Origin of the sequence: Cohnella ginsengisoli (assembly GCF_029525555.1) — a bacterium.
Classification (GTDB): domain Bacteria; phylum Bacillota; class Bacilli; order Paenibacillales; family Paenibacillaceae; genus Cohnella; species Cohnella ginsengisoli.
This window is the reverse complement of the sequence record NZ_JAPDHZ010000003.1, coordinates 1,087,800-1,106,401: the sequence shown is the minus strand read 5'-3', so window position 1 is coordinate 1,106,401 and position 18,602 is coordinate 1,087,800. Positions and strand designations below refer to the sequence as shown.

Here is an 18,602-nt window from a genome sequence, read left to right as displayed (position 1 = left end):
CTAAACAAAGGGGGGCTTCGGGAGAGGCCCGGTCTCTCGCGACGGCCCCCAAACGAGGAGAAGAGAGTGCGAGCATGAGAGAGACCGGTATTCCGACTGTGCCGGCGCCGTCCGCCACCCGGGCGCGATCCGGTCGATTCGTTTCCTACTGCAGAAGAACCTGGCCGCTCCATCTATTGGTGCTCCCCGCCTTCCTGATCACCCTGGTCTATCAATATTTCCCGATGCTCGGCGCCGTCATTGCCTTCAAGGATTATAAGCCGTGGCTCGGCATATGGGGCTCGGATTGGGTCGGCCTGGGGCAGTTCAGGTACTTGTTTTCATTTCCCGATATCAAGCAAGTCATGTGGAATACGATCGTGATCGCCGTTCTGAAGCAGATCTCCAATATCGTGATCCCCGTTCTGTTCGCGCTGCTGCTGAACGAAGTGAGCAGGGCGGCGTTCAAGAAAACGGTCCAGACGCTCGTATACCTGCCGCATTTTCTGTCGTGGGTCATTCTGGGCGGCATCCTGGTCGACGTGCTGTCGGTCCAAGGGGGGCATCGTCAACCGCTTCCTCGCGCTGTTCGGCATCGATCCGATCTTCTTCCTCGGCAACAACCAATGGTTCCGGCCGACGATCGTCGTCACCGACATCTGGAAGGAATTCGGCTTTGCCGCCATCGTCTTCTTGTCGGCGCTCACGAGCGTCAATCCGAATCTGTACGAGGCCTCGGAGATCGACGGCGCCAACCGGTGGAAGCAGGCGATCCACATCACGCTTCCGGCGATCATGCCCATCCTCGTCGTCGTATCGACCCTGGCGCTGGGACGGATCCTGAACGCGGGCTTCGATCAAATCTACAATCTGTACAATCCGCTCGTCTACCAGACCGGCGATATTATCGATACGTTCGTCTATCGGGTCGGACTCGAGGGCGGCCAATTCAGCTTCGGTACGGCCGTCGGCTTGTTCAAGTCCGTCATCGGCTTCGTGCTCATCGTGATCTGCTACCGCATTCTGTATAAGGTGGCCGACTATCGAATTTTCTAAGGAGGTCGGCCGACATGCTGTACCGCTCCCCTTCCTACAAGGTGTTTACGATCTGCAATTATATCCTGCTCGGCCTCGTCAGCCTGCTCTGCATCCTGCCGGTGGTGCACGTGTTCGCCGTGTCGCTCAGCTCGAGAGCGGCCGCGACCGCGAATATCGTCAACTTCTGGCCCGTCGGCTTCACGACGGACGCCTACAAGCAGACGCTCGCCAACGCCCACTTCCTCCGCGCCCTCTCGATCGGCGTCGAGCGAACGGTGCTGGGGACGGGGATCACGATCACGCTCGTGCTGCTGGCCGCGTATTCGCTCTCCAAGTCGGACCGCTATTTTGCCGGCCGCACCGCCTACGCCTGGTTTTTCGTCGTCCCGATGCTGTTCGGCGGCGGCTTGATCCCGTCCTATCTGGTCGTCAAGGGCACCGGCCTGCTGAACACCATTTGGGCGCTCGTCATCCCGGGAGCGGTGAGCGGCTACTTGCTGATCCTGATGCTGAACTTTTTCCGCACCGTGCCGGTCGAGCTGGAGGAAGCCGCCTTGATCGACGGGGCAGGACATTTCACCACGCTGTTCCGAATCTACTTGCCCGTGTCGATGGCGGGCATCGCGACGATCAGCCTGTTCGAGATGGTGGGACACTGGAACGCCTGGTTCGACGGCATGATTTATTTGAAAAATACGAACGACTACCCGCTCGCCACGTTCCTGCAGTCGATCATCGCCAAAGAAGACTTTAACCTGGCGGGCATCCGGGGGAGAGGACGTCGCGAACATTTCCAGCCGCACGGTCAAAGCTTCGCAAATCTTTATCGGCGCGCTGCCGATCATGGCGGTGTATCCGTTTTTGCAAAAGTACTTCGTCAAAGGCATTGTGCTCGGTTCCGTGAAGGGCTAACATTTTAAGTAAAACACGGAACATTGAGGGGCTGTAGCCATGCCGTCCAAGCTGAGCATCTTTAACAAAATGTTGATTCTGCTGTGCCTGCTGCTCGTTCCGATCGTATTTCTCTATAGCTATGGCAATCAGGTGGGTACCGATGTCATTGAACGGGAAATCAAAAAATCGAACGGCAGCCGGCTTTCGTTTTTTATCCAGCAAATGGATGCGACGGCGGACCAGCTATGGAAGGCGGCCTTCAACCTGAGCCGGGACCCGGACATGCCGAAGCTGACGTTCCCTGCGGTGAAGAATGCGTCCTACGACACGTTAAAAACGAAGGAACTGCTGCAGGAAAAAGCCGAACTGCAGAGCAACACGTTCGGCTGGTCGAACGAATTCACGATTTTCGCGCCCGAATCCGGACAGACCCTCTCGACCAACGCCAAGCTGGCGTACGATGTGTCTTATCTGCAAGGGGCCGAGACGAAGACTTGGAACTACCGGAAGATCGCGACCGACAGCGGGGAAGGGTATTATTTCATTCATTATCTGACGGAGCCTTACATGACGAAGCTGGACCGCAGCAAGGCGACGCTGATCGTCGAGGTCGCATTCGCCGCGGACAATATATCGGCGATGCTCGATCAGCTGCAGCACGGGAGCAGCGGGAACCCGTTTCTCTATCATCGCGGCTATGAACCGATCACGGGCCAATCGGTCGATCGCGAGCTGCTCGCGCAGGTCATGGATCAGTTTCAATCGCTGGAGCCCGCGCATTCCGGCTATAAGGAAATGACCATAGACGGGCGGAGCTACATCATCACGTACGAGAAGTCGGATACGCTCGATTGGTACCTGATCGATTATATCCCGCTGGGGGGAGCTGATGCAGCCGATCACGAACAGCCGCCACCTTTTCTATATCTCCACGGGCCTGCTGCTCGCGCTCAGCTTGCTGGCCGCCGCCTTGCTGTACCGCAACGTGCAGGTGCCGATCCGGGAGCTGATCCGCGGCGTGCAGAAGCTGAAGCGCGGGGATTACTCGGCGAGACTATCGGCCAAGACGAACAACGAATTCCAATATTTATTCCTGCAGTTCAACCACATGACCGAAGAGATCCAGCGGCTGATCGAGAATGTCTTCGCCGAGAAGCTTCGCGTTCGGGAAGCGACGCTCAAGCAGCTTCAGTCGCAGATCAATCCCCATTTTCTGTACAACAGCTTCGCGTTCATCCAGAGCATGGCCCAGCTGGACAACCGGGACGCCATCATCGCCGTTACCCAGCACCTGAGCAAATATTACCGCTATACGACGCGCGTGGAAAAGCAGACGGGCAGCCTGGAAGAAGAGATGGCGCTCATCCGCAACTATCTGGAGATTCATGCCATGAAGATGCATCGGCTGCAGTACGCGATCGACATCGCCCCCGAGCTGCTGCCGATGGAGCTTCCCCGTCTGCTGCTGCAGCCGATCGTGGAGAATGCCATCATTCACGGCATCGGCATGAAGCCGGGCGCCGGGATCATCCGCATCGCGGCCGAGAAAACGGAGACGGGCGCGGATATCGTCGTGGACGACAACGGCGCGGGGCTCGATCCGGACGGCTTGGCGAGATTGCGGGCGAAGCTGCTGGCGACAATGGACGACGAGATGGGCTGCGGTCTATGGAATATCCGGCAGCGGGTCGTGCATCAGTTCGGCGCCGAATCCGACCTGCTGTTGGACGCTTCGCCCCTGGGCGGACTGCGGGTCACGATTCGGATGGTCCAGCATGGGCAATAGCCGCATTTTCTCGATTGCATTCAGGGGGGGATTCGATTTGTTTCATCTGCTGATCGTAGACGATTATCCGGACCAGGTGGAGAGCATCGCCGCTACGATTCCGCTCGAGGAGCTGGGCATCGGCGAGGTTTATAAAGCGTTCTCGGGCGCCGAAGCGCTGGATATGGCGAAGAGGTGTACCGTCGATATCGTGATCACGGATATTCTCATGCCCGGCATGAGCGGTCTCGAGCTCGTGAAGAAGATCCGGGAAGGGTCGAAAACGACCAAATGCATCTTTCTGTCGGGCCACGCCGATTTCGATTACGCGAAGCAGGCCATCGAGCTGCAGTCCTCTCATTATTTATTGAAGCCGGTGGAGACGGACGAACTGATCCGGACGCTGACCGGCGTCGTCGCCGAGCTGCACGCGGAATGGCAGGAGATCGCTTCCCGCCGGCGCGCCGTTAATACGCTGCGGGAGCACCTGCCGCTGCTCGGCGGCGAGCTGCTCAATCATCTGCTGCAGGACAGACGTTATCCGAGAGGGGTGATCGCGGACAAAATGAAGATGCTCGATCTTCCGTTCGCGAGCGGAGATCGGGTCGGGATGTTCATCGTGCGAATGGAGGACGGATTTGACGACTTTGACGATTACGACTTGTCGCTGATGGAATTCGCGGTCGCCAACATCGCGGAGGAGATCTTCGGAGAGCTGTATCACATCTGGCACTGCAAGGATGCCTACGACAATCTGGTCTTTGTGCTGAAAGCGAAGAAGTCCGGAGAGGAGGTGAGCGCGCTACCGAACGACAACGGAGAGGAGGAATGGCGGCCGATCGAGAAGATGGCGGCAAGCTTGCACCGAAGCGTAAGCGTTTACTTAAAGCGCAGCGTATCCATCGCGGTGGCCGAACAGACCGGCTTGCTGCCCGAAGGACTGTCCCGGATGCACCGGATCTGCCTCTTTGCCGTGCGCAGGCAGATCGGCGGCGAATCCGATTTCTTCGTGACGGCCCGGGAGGAGCCGGAGCAGGCGATCGAAGGCGGACTCCGGGTGCCGTACCAACCCCCGCTGCTTCTTCATTTGCTGGAGACCGGCAGCTGGGAGCGCGCGGCGGGCAAGCTGAGCGATATTTTCGCGGAGCTGGCGGAGAAGTGGCCGGAGTCCCCGGAATACGCGCAGGAAGTGTACTTCAACGTCATGGGCGCGTTCCATTACGCGGCTCACCGGAACGGCAAGCAGCTCGGCGACATCGCAGGCGGCGCGACGGATGTCGGGGCGGACGGCAGTATGCAGGTCTCGTCCTTGAAGCAGCTGCGGGATCGGATCCATACCGTCTTCGCCAGGCTGATGGCGGATGCCGAACACAATACGAAGGACTCTCGGTCGATCGTCGTGAGGCGCATCCATCAATTGATCGCCGAGGACGTGTCGCGGGATCTGTCGCTGCAGGCGATCTCCGATCACGTCAGGCTGCATCCGGCCTATATCTCCAAGGTGTATCGCATGGAGACCGGCATGAATCTCGGCGATTACGTCCTGCAGCAGCGGATGGAGCTGGCTGCGGCGATGCTGCTTAAGGACCCGAACGACAAGATCTACGAGATCGCCGAGCGGACCGGGTATATGACGACCCACTATTTCAGCAAGGTGTTCAAGGGCTACTTCGGCATGACGCCCCTCGAGTATCGGGAGAGGCTGAACAAGTAGAGGAGGAATTCATGGGATGCTTCATAGCGGCGTATCGGCAAGGTGGAAGCTAGGCGGTCTTGGTGCACTATTAATTCTTGTCGTCGCGATGGTTGTCTTGTACGCTTCGCCCGTCAGAGCCGCCCAGACGGAGCCGTACAATTGGCAGTCGGTGAGCATCGGCGGCGGCGGCTTCGTCACCGGCATGGTCGTGCATCCGACCGAGCCGGATCTCGCCTACATCCGGACCGACGTCGGCGGCGCTTACCGCTGGGACGCGGTCAATCACAAGTGGATCCAGATGATGAACAAGATTCCGAGCGGACAGTCCAACCTGTACGGCATCGACGCCCTCGCGATCGACCCGTCGGACCCGAACGTGGTCTATGTCGCCGCCGGCAAGTACGATTGGAGCAACGGGGATATTCTCAAGTCGACGGATCGGGGCGCGACCTGGACGTCGAGCGGAATCAACGTCCGTATGCTCGCCAACGGCAGCGGCAAGGATCAGGGAGAGCGGCTCGTCGTCGATCCGAACAACGGGCAGATCCTTTTCATGGGCACGCGGTACGACGGGCTGTGGAAAAGCGCGACCGGCGCCAGCAGCGGCTCCTGGCAGAAGGTGACCGGCTTCCCGGCCGCCGGCACCGCGCCGGACGGCGTCAGCTTCGTCGTGTTCGACAAGAGCGCGGGGACGGCAGGCCAAGCGACGCAGACGATCTATGCCGGGGCTAGAGGCCAAGGCGTGTACCGGAGCCTGGACGGCGGGACGACGTGGACGCCGATGCCCGGCAGCCCGACCAACTTCAGCCGGGCGGTCGTGGCGTCCAACGGCACGCTGTATTTGAGCTGCGACGACGGCGTCGTCAAGTATGCCGGCGGCGCCTGGACCACGATCACGCCCCCGAAGGCGGGCAAGTACGTCGGCATCTCGGTCGACCCGACCAACCCGAATATCGTGATGACGGCGTTCCAGAGCGGCACCAGCTTCCCCGCGCCGATCTACCGTTCGACGAACGGCGGCGCGAGCTGGTCGCAGATCTCGTTCGTCAAGCATCCGGACGTCCCCTGGTGGACGGGGAACTGGTTCGCGGCGGCCGTCTCCAGCCTGACGATCGATCCGGTCCATCCGAACCGGGTATGGTTCACCGACTTCTTCGGCACCTGGCGTACGGACGATATCACCGCGAATCCTTCGCACTGGTATACGTACGAGCAAGGGCATGAAGAGGTCGTGACGTTCGCCCTCCGCAGCACGCCGATCGGGGCGCCGCTGCTGAGCGGACACGCGGACGTCGACGGCATGCGCCATACGTCGCTGAATACGTTCCCGGCCTCCAAGTTCGGCAATCCGTATATGGGCGACACGGTGTCCATCGACTTCCAGGAGAGCAACCCGAACTTCGTCGCCCGGGTGGGCTCTACCCGGTATCAGAACTCGGGCGGGGGCGCCTACAGTACCGACAACGGCGCGAACTGGACGGCGTTCCCCAATCCGCCGGGGATCGCGGGGCGCATCGCCGTATCGGCCGCCAGCGAGACGATGGTGTGGGTGCCGATGTACGGCAGCCCGCTCTACTCCACCGACCGCGGCCAGACATGGACGGCCAGCACGGGCGCGCCGGCCTATACGGTGCCGGACTTCTGGATCTGGTGGCAGCCGCTGGCGTCGGACCGGGTGAACAACAATACGTTCTACCTGATCGAGCGCGCGTCCGGCAACTTCTATCGCAGCACCGACGGCGGAGCGACCTGGTCCACCGCGTCCACGCTGCCGGCATCGACCGCGAATCTGGCGTTCCTAAGCGTCAAGGCGGCGCCAGGCATGGCGGGCGAGGTGTGGGCTGGCCTGTACACGAACGGGCTGTGGCGCTCCAGCAACGGCGGCAACTCGTGGACGCAGCTCCCGAACGTCCAGGAGGCGAAGCTGTTCGCCTTCGGCAAGAACAAGCTCGGTTCCTCCAACCCGACGGTGTTCGTATACGGGAAGGTCGACCATACCGAGGGCATCTTCCGCTCCGACGACCTGGGGGCGACCTGGGTGAAGATCGACGTGCTCGATCCGACGGTCGGCGACGAGGCCAATACGATGGAGGGCGACCGCCAGGTATGGGGCCGCGTCTACATCGGCACGAACGGCACCGGCGTCTTCTACGGCGAGAGTCTGGTGAGCGAAGGGACCGATACCCAGCCGCCGACGGCGCCGGCGAATCTGGCCTCCCCGTCGCAGTCGGCGACGACCGTCAGCCTGACCTGGACGGCATCGACGGACAATACGGGCGTAGCCGGCTACAACATTTACAACGGGAGCGCTTATCTGGGCACGACCACGTCTCCGTCGAGCACCTCGTATACCGTGAGCGGGCTGACCGCTTCGACGGCGTACGCGTTCACCGTGAAGGCGAAGGACGGCGCGGGCAATCTGTCGCCGGCCAGCAATACGGTGAACGTCTCGACCAAGGCGCCGCCCGCGGCGCCGACCAATCTGACCCTGTCGCAGGCGACGCTGACCAGTCTCAGCCTGAGCTGGAATGCGCCGTCCAATATGGCCGGCGTGGCCGGCTACAAGATCTACGTCAGCGGCAAAGAAGCGGGAGCCACGACCGGCACGACGTATACGATGTCGGGCTTGCTGCCGGATCGTACGTATTCGGTAACCGTGCGTTCCGTCGATGCCGCGGGGAGTCCGTCGGCACCGAGCAATACGCTGGCGGCCGCGACGGCGGCGGGTCCGGGCACGGTCTCCTTCACCGACAACTTCGAGGACGGCGCGGCTGACGGATGGACCACGCAGAACGGGACATGGGAGATCGCGACGGTAGGCGGGTCCAAAGTTTACGGGCAGTCGTGGTGGCTGGCGACGCCTGCGTTCAGCACGGTGGATGGCAGCGCCTACGGCAATTACAGCGTGGAGACGACGATCAAGCTGACGATGAGCGACGTCGATCTGGGCGCGGGCATCGTGGCCCGCTATCAGGATCCGAACAACCGGTACAGCTTCCAGATCCGCGCAGGCCGGCTGCAGATCGTCAAGGTGGTGAACGGCACGACCACCGTCCTGGCTGAGAAAAACTTCAACATGGCGACGAATTCCACGTACACGTTCACCGCCGTGCTGAACAACAGCACGCTGGACTTCTACGTGGACGGGTTCAAGGAGCTGTCCGCCACGGACTCGGCGCTCGCCTCGGGCAAGGTCGGCGTCTACGCCTTCAAGACGTCGGTCGAATTCGACAATGTGAAGGTCGTGCGCGACCGCGACTTCACGCCGCCGTCGCCGCCCGCGAATGTGAGGGCGTCTTCGAAGAGCGAGACCTCGATCAACCTGGCGTGGGACGCCTCCGCGGACAACATCGGCGTCACGCAGTATCAGGTGTATCAAGGCACGACGCTGCTGGCTACCGTGACATCTCCCGCCTATGCCGTGACCGGGCTCACGCCCAATACGTCTTATACGTTCAGCGTCAAGGCGAAGGATGCGGCGGGCAACGTGTCCCCGGCGAGCGCGACGCTCACCGTCTCGACGGACGCCTATCTCGTTCAAGCCAGCAAGACGCTGGCCGCCATCTCCGTCGACGGTTCCTTGAACGAATCTGTGTGGTCTATGGCGAAGCAGCTGAAAAAGCCGATCATCGGCACGCCGAACAACAGCGCCGAATTCGGCGTGCTGTGGGACAGCACCTATCTGTATGTCGGGGTCAAGGTGCTGGACGGCAATCTGTACAATTCGGACGTACTGCCTTACTACGACGACTCTATCGAAGTGTATATCGACAGCAACAACAACAAGGGCACGACGTACGACAGCCATGACGAGCAGTTCATCAAGGGCTGGAACGACAGCGCGCTGTGGTTGCAGAAAATGACGGTCAGCGGCACGCTGCACGGATGGGCACCGATCACCGGCGGCTACACCGTGGAGCTGGCGATTCCGTGGAGCTCGCTCGGCCTCACGCCGGCCGCGGGCCTCACGCTCGGCTTCGACGTGGCGAACAACGACACCGATACCGGCGCCGGCAGAGAGAGCCAGCTCATGTGGGCCGGCACGAACGACAACTGGACGAATACGTCGGCATTCGGCAGTCTGACGCTCTCCTCTACCGTCACGGGGGATACGCAGGCGCCGACGGCACCGGCGAATCTGACCTCGCCGTCGCACACCGACCGTACCGTGCAGCTGTCCTGGAGCGCTTCGACTGACAACGTCGGCGTGACCGGGTACAACGTCTACAACGGCACCAATCTCGTCGCGTCCGTCGCTTCGACGACGTACACGATCACGGGCCTCACGCCCAGCACCGCCTACAGCTTCACGGTCAAGGCGAAGGACGCGGCGAACAACGTGTCTGCGGCGAGCCATACGGTCAACGTCACGACCGATGCCTCGTACACGCTGCTGAACGTGAGCAAGACCAACGCCGCCATGACGATCGACGGCAGCTTGAACGAAGCGGCCTGGTCCGTCACCAAGCCGGTCACCAAGGACGTATCCGGCACCTCGAACAACACGACGAAGTTCGGCGTGCTGTGGGACGACACCTACTTGTATGTCGGCGTCTCCGTCACCGACGCGGATCTATTCAACAACTCGCCGGATCCCTACGCCGACGATTCCGTCGAGATCTACATCGACGGCGATCATAACAAGGGCACGACCTACGACAGCTACGACCGGCAATTCATCAAGGGCTGGAACGACAGCACGCTATGGGAGCAAAAAAGCCAAGACGACCGGCGTGCAACACGCCTGGGCCGCGACGACGGGCGGCTACACGGTCGAGCTGGCGATCCCCTGGAGCTCGCTCGGCATCACCCCAACCGTCGGCATGACCATCGGCTTCGACCTCGCCAACAACGACGAAGACGACGGCAACGGCCGCCAGGTCCAGACCGTCTGGTCCGGCGAGTCCACCAACTGGACGAATACGGCTGGGTTTGGGGAGTTGGTGCTGGCGCAGTAGGGTTGTTGGGAGTTGCTAGGCGGTAGGGTGATGGCAATCGAAGATTAAAGAATGAATGAGCGATGAAAAGGGGCTGTCCCAAAAGCCCTTCTGAAGTTGAAGCAGATAGCTGAAATGAAGCCGGAAACGTCAAACGGGACGAAGCAGAGAACTTTCCTGCTTCGTCCCGTTTGCGTTTTTGGTCTATTGCTACTTTTTTTGAGCAGATTATGGGCAAGGCAAAGCCACCCGACCTCTAGGCTTACCTTCTCTAAGCCTCGAAGCAGAAAGCGCCGGAATCCCCGGTTGTTCTTCACCTGGCCGAATACGCTCTCCGGCTCGATCATGCGGCGGACGGACAACTCGTAGCCTTTCTCGCTCCGCAGTCGTTCCCGCATTTCATTCTTTTGCCGCCAGTACCTCAGGCTTACGGATATCTCTCGGTTTCCTTTGGCTTTGGTGCATGCGGCCCTTAGCGGGCAACCTTCGCAGTTTGCGCTCCGGTAATGGCGCGTGCGTATTTCGTAGCCACTCTCCGTCGTCGTTGTGCTTTCGTAACGGAACGTAAGCTTTTGACCGGCTGCGCAGGTCCAACTGTCTTCTTCTTCATTGTAGCTCCAGTTGTCGATCTTTCCGATATCCTTCTTCCAGGCTCTACTCTTTTCTTTGTGGTAGGTACCGTACTTCACGAGCGCGTGTATTTGCTCCTCTTCCAGGTACGCGTAGTTCTCCTCACCGCCGTAGCCTGCGTCCGCAATGACGGTACCCGGCAGCTTGCCCAGCTTTTCTTTAACGCCTTCCAGATGTGGCTTTAGACATCTGGTGTCTGTTGGCCGCTGATGGACGCTGTATCCGAGCACGAATTGATTCTCCGTTCCGATCTGCACATTATAGCCCGGCTTCAGCTGGCCATTTCGCATATGATCTTCTTTCATTCGCATGAATGTGGCGTCCGGATCGGTCTTACTAAAGCTGTTTCGGTCGCCGAATAGCGCCTCTTGATGCTCGTACTTTTGAAGACGCGGCAACAGGTCCTTTCGCAGCAAACGAACCGCTTTCTTGAGCGGCTTGTCTTTAGGCCTCTCCTGCAGTTTTTCTTCCAATCGCTGAACCGCCTGCTCGAGCCGGTCCGCCGTGAACGCCGACGATTCTCCAAGCTCCAACAGATCTGCTCCGGCATGCTCGGCGTCCTCTTGCGCTTCTGCGGCTTCGATGGCCCCGAACAGCGTCCGGACCTTTTCTTGCAGCTTGGCGTGCTGCTTCACAACAGCCTTTTTCCAGACGAACGAATAGCGATTGGCGTTGGCTTCGATCTTCGTGCCGTCGACAAAATAGTGCTCCAGCTGCACATATTTTTCTTCCAAGAGCAGCGCCAGCACAGCCGTAAAAATTTGCTCGAGCACGTCCTTCATCCGTTCCGAACGGAAACGGTTGATGGTGCGGAAGTCTGGCTGCTGGCGACCGGCGAGCCACATGAACATGATATTTTCCCGAATGGCTTTGGCGATTTGGCGAGAGGAGTAGAGGCGCTGGGTATAGGCGTAGATGATGATCTTGGTGAGCATCTTGGGATGATAGCTATGGCGACCGCCGCCGGGATAAGCTGCGTCGAAGATGGCGTCACTCAGACGGTTCACCGCGTTATTCACGATGCGAACGAGATGATTTTCAGGAATATCTGTTTCCAAATCCATTGGCAGACAAAGTTGGTCCATGCTATATTGAATGTACAAAGAAACCGTTCCTTTCGTAGATGGTTGCTCGACACTTCCATTTTACCAAAGGACGGTTTCTTTGTATGTTTTTAAAGCAAAAAACAGGGCTATCTCTCCAGGTCTATTTATGACCCTTTTGAGACAGCCCCTTGTTTGTGGTACGCCCAGCATGGGCGTCATCTCTAGGGTGAAAGTCCCGAACGGGGGCTGGCGAGCGCCTACCCTAGCCAAGGCCAAGGGTGTCCGTCGCGAGATGGAATCTGAAGGAAGCCGGAGGCAAATGCACGGGCCAAGGTATACGAACTGGATTTGAGGCAGGGTTAGTCGGATGAGTTGCCCATACACAACGAAATCCAAAGCCGCCAAGGGCTAGCGCTGTAGACTCCAGTGGTCGCGGGCAGACAGATGACGTTCTTATCTGGGGAGGCCTGTGGGACGAAAAAAAATGCGAAGTCACTTCGTAACCGCAACCGGGAGGTTGCGCTGAACCCGCAGGAGTCAGCAGAGGTCATAGTACGTGAGTACGGGACGCCGGAAAGCGAAAGGACCGAACCGAAAGGAGAGAGGAAACCGATGCGTTCGCGTGATGAGCAAAGACAGCCGAATATCCCGCAAGGGAGCTTGCTGCAAAGAGAAGCGGTGAAGCCGCCAGGGTATGCAGAAGCGCCGAGTTCATCGCCGGCACAAGTCGCCCCTTCCTCTCGCGAAGCGAGTAACGACTTGCTGGAGCGGATGCTCGAAAGTACGAACCTCAGGGACGCGTACAAACGAGTGGTTCAAAACGGAGGAGCGCCCGGTGTGGACGGTGTAACGGCAGCGCAGCTGCAAGCTTACCTGAAAACGAACTGGAAGTCGGTGAAGACCGAACTCCTCGCGGGAACCTACAGACCTGCGCCAGTCAGACGGGTGGAAATCCCCAAACCCGGAGGCGGCATACGGCTGCTGGGTATACCGACTGTGATGGACCGTCTGCTTCAGCAAGCGCTTCTGCAAGTGATGAATCCGATATTCGATGCCGAATTCTCTCCAAGCAGCTACGGCTTTCGGCTGGGCAAGCGAGCGCACGATGCGGTGCGGCAGGCACAAGCCCACATCCAAAGTGGACTGCGTTGGGTAGTGGATATGGACTTAGAGAAATTCTTTGACCGGGTGAACCATGACATGCTCATGGCCAAAGTGGCATGTAAGGTGACGGACAAACGTGTCCTGAAGCTGATCCGTGCCTATCTGAACGCCGGGGTGATGGAAAACGGGGATTGTCAGCGAACGGAAGAAGGAACGCCGCAAGGCGGACCGCTTAGTCCGCTGCTGGCAAACATCCTGCTGGACGACCTGGACAAGGAACTCGCGCGCAGAGGACTGCACTTCGTCCGCTATGCGGACGATTGCAACATCTTCGTGGCAAGCAAACGTGCCGGAGAACGCGTCATGGCGTCGGTGATTCGCTTTGTAGAAGGAAAGTTAAAACTGAAAGTGAATCGGGAGAAGAGCGCGGTAGCCAGACCCTGGGGACGCAAGTTTCTAGGGTTTAGCTTCACAAACCACAAGCAGACGACGATTCGGCTGGCACCGAAGACGATCTCTCGCTTCAAGGACAAGATCCGAGAACTGACGAATCGTACGCGGTCCATGCCGATGGAGGAACGGATAAACCGGTTAAACCGCTATACAATGGGGTGGCTGGGCTACTTCCGACTGGCTGCGGCGAAAAATCATCATCTTGAGCAGTTTGACGGATGGATTCTCAGGCGTTTGCGCATGTGCTTGTGGAAGCAATGGAAGCGAGTGCGAACGCGAATCCGTGAACTGAGGGCGCTCAAGGTGCCGGAATGGGCCTGCCTTGTCATGGCCAACTCTCGGCGAGGTCCTTGGGAAATGTCCCGGAACATAAATAACGCCCTTCCGACCTCCTACTGGGAGGCGAAAGGGCTGAAAAGTTTGCTTTCTCGTTATTTGGAGCTTTGTTAACCTTTTGGAACCGCCGTATGCGGACCCGCATGTACGGTGGTGTGAGAGGACGGAGGCTTGCCGCCTCCTCCTACTCGATTATGTTCGCCTTCATGAGCGGATGTTCAAGCTTAGCTGTGCCTGACTTTCACTTTCAATAAAAATTGGATATATAGCCCGAAATCTAATATATAAATTCACTATTAAAGCAAGGAGGATGACCATGGTTAAGGTAACATTTAGCCTTTTAAAAGAAAGCCAACGCTCGTGATCACAAGTGCTGACGATTGCATCCTTCTGGTACTTCTTAATGAATTTCTTAAACAACTCCCAACTCACCGCCGCTAGAACCGCGAATAGGTCCCCTCTGAAGTTCGTGAAGTTGATATTCACGTTATCCCCTTTGGTCAGGAGCAGCAGCGTTCCCAAGAAACCCATCTCGACCGAGATCAGCTTATATCGGTTCAACTACTCCTTATGGATGGGGATCGCGAGCACGATAAAGATGGGAAGTAAATAATTCAGCATGGTCGCTTCTACCGTCGCGATGCGTTCGAGGGATTTTAAAATAAATGAAGCCATAGAGAAAAGCGAACATGCCGCACAAGAGCAACAAGACAAACTCGGAAAACTTCCATGAGAAGAGGGCACTTAATTTGCCTTTGACCAGAAAGATCGCTGAAAAGGAATCCACGCCGATCCCATACATATAAAACATGACTTGATAGCTATCTATATGATTCAAGCAGCTTACTTACTAACGGCAGCCAAGGAGCCCCACATCAGCAGAAAGACTGGCATTAGTAGGAAGGAACTTTTTTGATACTTCAAGTTTCTCGAGTTGCTTGCTCATGGGGGTGTTGGTGCTACTTCGGAATTTAAAACGTTGGTGTTCAGTTTGCCTGATGTTTGGGTTTGGGGCTACTTAGAATATAAAGCATAGTTTATCTTTAAGATGTTTTCGCCAATCCACTCTAACGTACTAAGTGGATTTATAGAATTTAGGTTTTTGTTATTTATTTATTTATTTATTTATTTATTTATTTTTATCCCTTCCTTGCGGATGACCGACAGCACAGACATAGCCATCACGGAATGTTGAACGAATCAGTGCGGTCAATGACGAAGCAACAGAGTGAAGCTTCTTGTTCATGCTAACGGTCGGGATCACCCCGATGAACTCTAAGAAATCATGGTAAATTATTTGAATGCTTGTCAGAAAAACTTGAATTGTTCTGAAAATGTCATTGACAATATGTATGGCTTACATTTTAACATGATATGTGGAGGTAGATATATCACCATCGACGATATATATGAAGTAAATTGAGATTATTACAAGTAGATACGGCCTCTTAGTTTTACAATTATAAATCGTTAAAGAGAACTACAATAGTATGCCGAAATAAATAGCTTGAATGTGGATTGTTGAGTTATGTAAAGAAAAAGCATTAAAAAGAAATTATTGATGTTTTGAGGCGTGGGAAATATGATTTTGTCTAAACCTAATAAAGAGGAGCAAGTTTAATGGACAATCAAGTTTACAATCAAATCGTAAGTTTCATTTGGGGTATTGCAGACGATTGCCTTCGTGATGTTTATGTGCGCGGAAAATACCGCGATGTTATATTACCTATGACTGTAATCCGCCGTTTGGATGCGGTGCTTGAGGAAACCAAAGATGAAGTGCTAAAAATGAAAAAGATGCTCGACAACGCTGGTGTTACCAATCAAACAGAGGCTCTATGCAATGCAGCAAAGCAGTTTTTTTTGTAATGGGTCTGAGTTTCGTCTTCGCGATCTGACTAGTCGTGTAAGCCAACAGAAATTGAAAGCCGACTTTATTGCATACTTGGACGGTTTTTCACCTAACGTTCAGGAGATATTGAGCAAGTTCAAATTTCGCAATCAGATTGATACCATGGTAGATGCCGATATTCTGGGTGCAGTTATTGAGAAGTTTGTATCTCCAACCATTAATCTTGCCCCGTTTCCAGTACTGGATGACAACGGTCGTATTCGTATGCCTGCGTTGGATAACCACACTATGGGGACGATTTTTGAGGAGTTAATCCGCCGCTTTAATGAGGAAAACAACGAGGAAGCTGGAGAACACTTTACACCTCGCGACGTTGTGGAATTAATGGCGGACTTGATCTTCTTACCAGTTGCCGATCAAATCAAAGACTCTACTTATTCGGTATATGATGGTGCAAGCGGTACGGGGGGGATGCTTACGGTGTCTCAAGACCGTCTGCAAGAGCTTGCTCAGCGTAATAATCGTACTGTATCTATCCACCTTTTTGGACAGGAAATTAACCCCGAAACCTATGCCATAACAAAAGCCGATATGCTTCTTAAGGGCGAGGGCGCGGAGGTAGATAACATTGCTTATGGCTCTACGCTAGCTTCGGATGGGTTCCCAAGCCGTCAATTTGATTTTATGCTCTCTAATCCCCCGTATGGTAAGTCATGGAAAAATGATGCTGAAAAGATGGGGGGGAAGAAGGGCATCCAAGACCCGCGTTTTGTAAACAATTTTGCAGGGATTTCTGATTTTAGCATGATCCCACGCACGAGTGATGGTCAGCTTTTGTTCTTACTCAACAACGCCAGCAAAATGAAGGAAACCACTGAACTTGGCAGTCGTATTGCCGAGGTGCATAATGGCTCAAGCCTGTTTACCGGCGATGCAGGACAGGGCGAGAGTAATGCCCGCCGCTATCTTATCGAGCGTGACTTGGTTGAGGCGATTATCTCCTTGCCTGAAAATATGTTCTACAATACGGGCATCGGCACTTATATTTGGGTACTTTCAAACCGCAAAGCTGGAACACCACGAGAAGGAAAAATTCAACTTATCGATGCGACAAATATGAAGTCACCATTGCGTAAAAATCTAGGTAAGAAAAATTGTGAAATAAACTCTACTATTCGCCATAAGATCCTAGAGTTATTTTTGGATTTTAAGGAGAACGAGTACTGCAAAATTTTTGACAACAGTGCATTTGGATTTTACAAGGTCGTCGTTTTACGTCCGCAGTTGGATGATAGCGGAAAGCCATTGCATGATAAAAGAGGCAAGCTGATCGCTAACAAAGATCTGACCGACACCGAGCAAATTCCGTTGGACTATGAAGGCGGTATTGATGCGTTCATTTCCAAAGAAGTACTCCCTTATGCGCCTGATGCGTGGGTGGACGAAAAGCAGACTAAGATTGGCTACGAAATTAGCTTTACAAAGCATTTTTATAAGCCAGTACAATTGCGCGAGCTTTCGGAGATTGTTGCAGATATTCGTGCTCTGGAAGTTGAAACAGATGGCTTGCTTGGGGAGGTTTTGGGATGAGAGAATGGAAAACTGTGCCGTTTTATGGGATTGCGAAGCCTAAGCAAGTTGTGAATTGCCAAGACCGTGAACTGCTGTCGGTTTATTTAGGAAAAGGTGTAGTACCTTTTTCAAGTCAGACGGCCAAACGGACAAATGTAACCAGTACGGATTTGTCAAAATATCAAGCTGTAGATTATGGTGACTTTGTGCTGAACAATCAGCAAGCATGGCGCGGTTCTGTTGGTGTGTCGAAGCACCACGGAATTGTTAGTCCTGCTTATATTGTCCTTGCGTTAAGTAATGATATATCGAATGACTACGCAAATTACCTTTTTCAAAGTCGAAGTATGGTTGATAAATATGTTGTTTGTTCAAAAGGCGTAGGATCCATACAGCGTAACATCTATTGGGATTATCTTAAACGGGTAAATCTTTTCCTCCCCCCCACTTGCCGAACAAGACCGAATTGTACGTTTTCTTGACTGGAAGGTGGCACAAATAAACCGTTTAATAAACGCCAAGAAAAAGCAGATTGCACTTTTGCAGGAGCAAAAGCGGGCGGTAATTAATGCAGCGGTGAAAAAAAGCAGCGAGGGATGGGAAAGAAAGTCGCTTAAATATTGGGTTAATAGCAATCTTACGTCGTTAAGTTCAAATACAGACCCTGATCTTGAAATTGATTACTTAGATATTAGCGCTGTTGGACATGGCTATATAAAACAAGAACCAGTGCATCTAACCTTCAGAGAAGCTCCTTCAAGGGCAAGACGTGTTGTCAAATATGGAGACACAATAATTTCCACCGTTCGCACGTACTTGAGGTCGGTTTGTTTTATAGACCACGCATATGAACATTGCATTGTTTCAACAGGATTTTCCGTTTTATCACCAAATAAAAATGTCGTTCTTCCGGAGTTGCTTTCGTTTGTACTAAGTTCAGACGAGTTTATCGACGATGTAATTAAAAATTCAATAGGAGTTTCATATCCGGCAATCAATGACAGCAAATTATTGAGTCTAAAAATATCGCTACCTCTTTCGATAGAAGAACAGGAACTTTTGTATAAAAGCATTAAAGAAAAGTTTGATGTCTTTGATAACCTAATTGAGAAAATAAAAAGCCAAGTATTCCTCCTCCACGAATACCGGACTCGCCTTGTTTCTGATGTTGTAACCGGCAAATTGGACGTGAGTGGCGTAGTAGTGCCGCAATACGAAGTGGTGGAGGAAATAGCTGAGAATGACCCGATGGATGATATTGAAGAAGAAATTGATGAATAAATGACAGTACGGGGGTGGT

At 54.9% G+C, this 18,602-nt stretch carries 10 protein-coding genes and 3 pseudogenes; 10 read left to right on the top strand and 3 right to left on the bottom strand.

Annotated features, from left to right (window positions below):
* The first annotated feature begins 74 nt into the window (after window positions 1-74).
* Together OMP38_RS16370 and OMP38_RS16365 are read left to right on the top strand one after the other, a co-directional pair.
* Window positions 75-1,035, top strand: a pseudogene (locus OMP38_RS16370) (ABC transporter permease).
* A gap of 14 nt (window positions 1,036-1,049) precedes the next feature.
* Window positions 1,050-1,937 (top strand): carbohydrate ABC transporter permease, encoded by an 888-nt coding sequence (locus tag OMP38_RS16365; protein ID WP_420869663.1) that lies wholly within the window; start codon window positions 1,050-1,052, stop codon window positions 1,935-1,937.
* 304 nt (window positions 1,938-2,241) lie between these two features.
* Here OMP38_RS16365 and OMP38_RS16360 read toward each other — a convergent pair whose 3' ends face one another.
* Window positions 2,242-2,814, bottom strand: a complete 573-nt coding sequence (locus tag OMP38_RS16360; protein ID WP_277566083.1) for a hypothetical protein — start codon at window positions 2,812-2,814, stop codon at window positions 2,242-2,244.
* Between OMP38_RS16360 and OMP38_RS16355 the strand changes: the two genes are divergently transcribed.
* The 3 genes and pseudogenes from OMP38_RS16355 to OMP38_RS16345 all read left to right on the top strand — a co-directional run bounded on the left by OMP38_RS16355 (window position 2,801) and on the right by OMP38_RS16345 (window position 10,330).
* Window positions 2,801-3,697, top strand: a complete 897-nt coding sequence (locus OMP38_RS16355; protein ID WP_277566082.1) for a sensor histidine kinase — start codon at window positions 2,801-2,803, stop codon at window positions 3,695-3,697. The two genes, OMP38_RS16360 and OMP38_RS16355, sit on opposite strands and share 14 nt — an antisense overlap.
* 37 nt (window positions 3,698-3,734) lie before the next feature.
* Window positions 3,735-5,390: a response regulator gene (locus OMP38_RS16350; protein ID WP_277566081.1), complete on the top strand. Its 1,656-nt coding sequence runs from the start codon at window positions 3,735-3,737 to the stop codon at window positions 5,388-5,390.
* A gap of 16 nt (window positions 5,391-5,406) precedes the next feature.
* Window positions 5,407-10,330 (top strand): annotated as a pseudogene (locus OMP38_RS16345) (sugar-binding protein).
* 197 nt (window positions 10,331-10,527) lie between these two features.
* Here OMP38_RS16345 and OMP38_RS16340 read toward each other — a convergent pair.
* A pseudogene (locus OMP38_RS16340) lies at window positions 10,528-12,042 on the bottom strand (IS1182 family transposase); the annotation flags it as partial.
* A 555-nt stretch (window positions 12,043-12,597) separates the two neighbouring features.
* Between OMP38_RS16340 and ltrA the strand changes: the two are divergent.
* On the top strand, window positions 12,598-13,992 hold the full coding sequence (gene ltrA, locus OMP38_RS16335) for a group II intron reverse transcriptase/maturase (RefSeq protein WP_277566832.1): 1,395 nt from the start codon (window positions 12,598-12,600) through the stop codon (window positions 13,990-13,992).
* A 90-nt stretch (window positions 13,993-14,082) separates the two neighbouring features.
* Here the strand turns inward: ltrA and OMP38_RS16330 are convergent, their stop codons facing one another.
* Window positions 14,083-14,400, bottom strand: coding sequence for a hypothetical protein (locus tag OMP38_RS16330; RefSeq protein WP_277566079.1), 318 nt, complete (start codon window positions 14,398-14,400; stop codon window positions 14,083-14,085).
* 1,098 nt (window positions 14,401-15,498) lie between these two features.
* On the opposite strand from OMP38_RS16330, the gene OMP38_RS16325 reads away from it, so the two are divergent.
* Genes OMP38_RS16325 through OMP38_RS16310 form a run of 4 tightly spaced genes read left to right on the top strand, consistent with a single transcriptional unit; the run spans window position 15,499 to window position 18,583 of the window.
* On the top strand, window positions 15,499-15,747 hold the full coding sequence (locus OMP38_RS16325) for a type I restriction-modification system subunit M N-terminal domain-containing protein (RefSeq protein ID WP_277566078.1): 249 nt from the start codon (window positions 15,499-15,501) through the stop codon (window positions 15,745-15,747).
* The gene (locus tag OMP38_RS16320; protein WP_277566077.1) at window positions 15,722-17,320 is read left to right on the top strand and encodes an HsdM family class I SAM-dependent methyltransferase; all 1,599 of its coding nucleotides are present in this window, start codon (window positions 15,722-15,724) and stop codon (window positions 17,318-17,320) included. Before OMP38_RS16325 ends, OMP38_RS16320 begins: the two co-directional genes overlap by 26 nt.
* Entirely contained in the window at window positions 17,317-17,784 is a 468-nt protein-coding gene (locus OMP38_RS16315; protein ID WP_277566076.1) for a hypothetical protein, read from the top strand. The genes OMP38_RS16320 and OMP38_RS16315 overlap by 4 nt, the downstream gene beginning before the upstream one ends.
* A gap of 7 nt (window positions 17,785-17,791) precedes the next feature.
* Window positions 17,792-18,583: a restriction endonuclease subunit S gene (locus OMP38_RS16310; protein WP_277566075.1), complete on the top strand. Its 792-nt coding sequence runs from the start codon at window positions 17,792-17,794 to the stop codon at window positions 18,581-18,583.
* Window positions 18,584-18,602 lie beyond the last annotated feature (19 nt).